The following is a 5000-nucleotide window of genomic DNA, read 5'->3' as shown; positions in this document are numbered from 1 at the left end:
GCGCGGCGGCTGCGGGGCGGCCGGCCCGGGTCCCGGTCCGGCCGGGGACGGGAAGTCCGCCGCGCCGCCCGGGGCGGCGGTGAGCCGCAGCGCCAGGGCGGGGTCGTGGCTGAGGATCGCGCGCTGGAGGCGGCGCAGGTCGCGGCCCGGCTCCAGGCCGAAGCGGTCGGCGAGCAGGTCCCGGGTGCGCCGGTAGCGGTCCAGTGCCTCGGACTGGCGCCCGCAGTTGTAGAGGACGACCATCAGTTGGGCGACCAGGCGTTCCCGGGTCGGCTCGGCCTCCAGCAGGGACTCCAGTTCGCCGATCAGCTCGCGGTCCCGCCCCATCGCCAACTCGGCCTGGATGCAGTCCTCGTGGACGGCGAGCCGGATCCCCTGGAGGGCGGCCAGCTCGGGCCAGGTGAGCCCGGCGTCGCTCACGTCGGCGAGCACCGGGCCGCGCCACAGGCCGAGGGCGCGGCGCAGCAGTTCCGAGGCCTGCGTCCAGTCGCCGGCCGCCAGTCGGGCCCGGCCCATTGTGACAAGCTCATGAAATTCCGTGAGATCGAGCTGTTCCGGCTCGATTCTGAGCATGTATCCGGGCACAGTGGTATTCAGCGCGGCCTTGCTGTCCGCCGGCTCCCCGACCGCCTGGAATGCGCGGCGCAGCCCGGCCACCGAGTTCTGCACCATTTTCCGCGCCGTGGACGGACGGTCGTCGCCCCAGAGTGCGGCGACTATCTCGTTGATACTCACCACGCTATTCGCGCGGAGCAGGAGAACACCGAGCAGGGCCCTCTGCTGCAGGCCGCGAATGGGCACGTCGGTGCCGTCCGAGAGCACTTCGAGCGGCCCCAGAACGTTGAATCGCACCCCTACCCCCTCGATTCCCTGCGATTCCAGAAGATGCCATTCCGAATGTGCCCGATGGTACATCAGGTCGACCCGGGCCTTCCATTGACTGCCCATCAATTCTGATCCGCGATACCACCGGCAACCCCCCCGACGGTTATCCCCGCGGCAATGCACCGCCACCGCCCGGCGGCAGTGGCCCGCCCATGGGCGGTCAGTTCCCGGGCGATGGGCGGGGTTTCCCCATGATGGGTTCCACCGGGAGCGGGCGGCCGTCGCCACCGCCCCGGGGAGCCGCCGGGGACCGGCGGCCGGACGCCTACAAGAGACGAGGTCGGGGGTACCCGGTGCCTTCCCTGCTGGAACGTGACGCGCACATCGACAGACTCGACCACCTGCTCGCCGACTGTCTCGGCCGCGCGGGCCGGGTGGCACTGGTCGACGGACCCCTCGGCAGCGGCAAGAGCGAGCTGCTGCGGGTGTTCGCCGCCCGGGCCGCCGAACGCGGAGTCCTGGTCGTGAGCGCGAGCTGTTCCGCCCAGGAGCGGGACCTGCCCTTCGGCATCGCCGACCGGATCGCCCACTCCCCCGGCTGGCCCGCCGGGCACGCCGAGCGGCTGGCCGCACTGGCCGACCCGGCCCTCCTCGCCGACCCGGCCGACAGTGCCGACGGCACCGCGCTCAACGGCACCGGCTTCAACGGCAGCGCACTCAACGGCAGCACCGGCTTCAACGGCACCGCCCTCAACGGCGGCGGCGCGGCCGCCGACCCGACCGGCCCGCCGTCGCCCGCGCTGCTGCGCGCCTGCCGCGACCTGACCACCGCGCTGCTCGCGGCCGCCGCCGACACCCCGGTACTGCTCTGCGTCGAGGACATCGGCCACGCCGACGAGGCGTCCCTGCACTTCCTGCGCCACCTCGTGCGCCACCTGCCGCAGAGCCGGGTCCTGCTGGTCCTCACCGACGGCAGCACCCCGTGGCCCGCGCGGCGCCGGCTGCACGCCGAACTGCTGCGCCACCCGCACGCCCACCGCCTCGCGCTGGCCCCGCTGTCCCGGGCCGGCGCGCTGCGCCTGGTCACCGAGGGCCTGGGCGAGGAGGACGCCCGGCACCGCGGCCCCGGACTGGTGGACGTGGCCGGCGGCAACCCGCTGCTGCTGCACGCCCTCGTCGACGAGCACCTCGACCGCGCCGACGAGCCCGAACCGCGCTACGGCCCGGCCCTGCTGAGCTGCCTCCACCGAGCCGGCCCCGGCGTGCTGCGGGTCGTCCAGGCCCAGGCCGTGCTCGGCGAGGAGGCCCCGGCCGAGGACGTGGCCAGGCTGCTGGGCGAGCGGGAGAGCGCCGAAGCGGTCGCCCGGGTCCGCGCCGCGCTCACCGCCGCCGGACTGCTGGACGGCGAGGGACGGCTGCGCACCGCGGCCGCCGGCGCCGCCGTCCTGGAGGACCTCGCCCCGCACGAGCGCACCGAACTGCGGCTGCGGGCCGCCCAGCTGGCCCACGAGAGCGGCAGCCCCGCCGCCGAGGTGGCCCGGCACCTGGTCGAGGCCGGGCGGGCACCCGCGCCCTGGGCGGTCGCGGCGCTGACCGGGGCGGCCGAGCACGCCCTGCTCGACCACCGCCACCGCACCGCCGTCGCCTGCCTGCAACTGGCCCACAAGGAGGCCTCCGAGGAGAACGACCGGGCGGTGCTCCGGCACCGGCTGGCGCAGGCCGAGTGGCAGCTCAACCCCTCGGCGGCGGCCCGGCACCTGGTGCCGCTCACCGCCGCGGTCCGGGCCGGGCACCTCGGGCTCGCCGAGGCGCTCGTCCTCGTCCGGTACCTGCTGTGGCACGGCCGCGGCGAGGAGGCGGTGGGTGTACTGGACCTGCTGCGCGCCCGGACCGGACCGGCCTCCCCCGCCGGGACCGGCGCGCTGCGCGACGTCGAGACCTGGCTCGCTTACACCCACCCGGGCCTGGCCCGGGGCCGCCGTGTCCCGGCGCTGCCCGCCGACCTGCGGCACGCGGTCGCCCCGGACGTCGACCCGCAGCTGCGGGCCGCCGCCGCGCTCGCCGGGGCGCTCACCCGGGGACGGGCCGCGGAGGCCGTCGACCGCGCCCAGCAGGTGCTGCACGACGCCCACCTGCACGGCCGCACCCCGTGGGCCGAGGAGGCCGCGCTGCTCGCGCTGCGGGTGCTGCTCGAAGCCGGGCGCGCCGACACCGCGGCGGTCTGGAGCCAACGGCTGCTCGGCACCGCCGCGCGCCGCGGGATCCCGACCGCGACGGCCCTGTACTCGGCGGCGCACGCCGAGGCGGCCCTGCGGCTGGGCGAGCCGACCACGGCGGCCGAGCACAGCCGGGCCGCGCTGACCCACCTCAGCCCCACCGCCTGGGGCATCGCGGTGGGCCTGCCGCTGGGCACGCTGATCGTCGCCGAGAGCCGTACGGGCGAGCACCGCTCGGCGGCCAAGCACCTCACCCACGCGGTCGGCGAGGCGATGTTCCAGAGCCTGTACGGGCTGCACTACCTGTTCGCCCGCGGCGAGCACTATCTGGCGACCCGGCACGGCCACGCGGCACTCGCCGACTTCCTGTCCTGCGGCGAACTGCTGCGCACCTGGGGCCTGGACGGCGCGGGAGTGGTGCCCTGGCGCACCCAGGCCGCCGACGCCTGGCTACGGCTGGACAACCGGGACCGCGCCTGGCGGCTGATCCACGAACAGCTCAGCCGGGCCGACGCCGACCTGCCGCACAACCGCGGCCCGGCGCTGCGGCTGCTGGCCGCGGCCGGGCCGGCCGGACGGCGCGGCCCCCTGCTCACCGAGGCCGTCGACCTCACCGAGGCCTCCGGCGACCGCTACGAGCAGGTGCGGGTGCTCACCGACCTGAGCCGGGTGCACCAGAGCACCGGCAACAAGCGCCGGGCCCGGCTGCTGCTGCGCCAGGCCCTGCACATGGCGAACATGTGCGCCCTGAGACCGCTCGCCCAGGAACTGCTGTCGGTCTCGGCGGACCTCGGCGAGAGCGGCCCGGCCGCCGACGAGGCACCGGAGCCGGGCGGGGCCGGCGCGCTCACCGAGTCCGAGCGCCGGGTCGCCTCGCTCGCCGTACTCGGCTACACCAACCGCGAGATCGCCGGACGCCTGTACGTCACGGCGAGCACCGTGGAACAGCACCTCACCCGGGTCTACCGCAAGCTCGGGGTACGCCGACGCAAGGATCTGCCGGCCGATCTGCGGGCCGGCCTGAGGAAGACGGGATGACCACTCCGATGACCACGCCGACCGCCACGACCCCGACGGTGCACGACGGCACCGAGCCCGAACTCGCCCGGGCCCTGGCGGGCCTGACCGCCGGCCAGCAACCGCAGTGGCCCGACCGGGAACGGGTGCGCGAGGTGCGCGCCGCACTCGGCGCCCTGCCGCCCCTGGTGGAGCCCGCCGCCGTGGACCGGCTCCGGGAGCGCCTGGCCGAGGCCGCGCTCGGCCGGGCCCTGGTCGTCCAGGGCGGGGACTGCGCCGAGACCTTCGCCGGCAACACCCCCGAGCACGTACGCGCCAACCTGCACGCCCTGCTGCACTGCGCGACCCTGTTCGAGGTCGCCTCCGGCCTGCCGGTGGTACCGGTCGGACGCGTCGCCGGGCAGTACGCCAAGCCTCGCTCCAGTCCGACCGGCCCGGACGGGCTGCCCTCCTACCGGGGCGACATCGTCAACGGCCTCGCCGCGACGGCCGAGGCCCGCACCCCGGACCCGCGGCGGATGCTCACCGCGTACGACGGCGCCGGGGCCGCGCTCGACGTGCTGGACTCGGTGGCCGCGACGACCCGCAGCGAACTGTTCGCCGGTCACGAGGCCCTGCTGCTCGACTACGAGGTGCCGCTGGTGCGCGACGGGTACGCGCTGTCCGGCCACTTCCTGTGGATCGGCGAGCGGACCCGCGAGCTCGACGGCGCGCACGTCGCCCTGGCCCGCCGGATCGCCAACCCGCTGGGCCTCAAGCTGGGCCCGTCCACCACCCCGGAGCAGGCCGTCGCCTACGCCGGGGCGCTGGACCCGGACCGCGTCCCCGGCCGGCTGACGCTGATCAGCCGGATGGGCGCTGACCGGGTGTCCGACGTGCTGCCGCCGCTGGTGGAGGCGGTGGCGGACGCGGGGCACCCGGTGGTCTGGCTCTGCGACCCGA

Annotated in this window: 3 protein-coding genes; 2 read left to right on the top strand and 1 reads right to left on the bottom strand. The window is 76.0% G+C overall.

What is annotated here, in order from left to right:
* On the bottom strand, positions 1 to 852 hold an 852-nt coding region (locus BI06_RS24520), incomplete at its 3' end, for a BTAD domain-containing putative transcriptional regulator (RefSeq protein WP_199523347.1).
* Positions 853 to 1178: 326 nt separating this feature from the next.
* Here BI06_RS24520 and BI06_RS24515 point away from each other — a divergent pair.
* Positions 1179 to 4079, top strand: a complete 2901-nt coding sequence (locus tag BI06_RS24515; protein WP_051741778.1) for a LuxR family transcriptional regulator — start codon at positions 1179 to 1181, stop codon at positions 4077 to 4079.
* Positions 4076 to 5000: 3-deoxy-7-phosphoheptulonate synthase (locus tag BI06_RS24510; protein ID WP_051741776.1), on the top strand; the 925-nt coding region annotated here is incomplete at its 3' end. The genes BI06_RS24515 and BI06_RS24510, both read left to right, overlap by 4 nt.

The sequence above is a fragment of the Kitasatospora sp. MBT66 genome, assembly GCF_000710405.2.
Classification (GTDB): Bacteria; Actinomycetota; Actinomycetes; order Streptomycetales; family Streptomycetaceae; genus Kitasatospora; species Kitasatospora purpeofusca.
The sequence above is the reverse complement of the archived record's forward strand: the minus strand, read 5'-3'. Positions and strand labels throughout refer to the sequence as shown.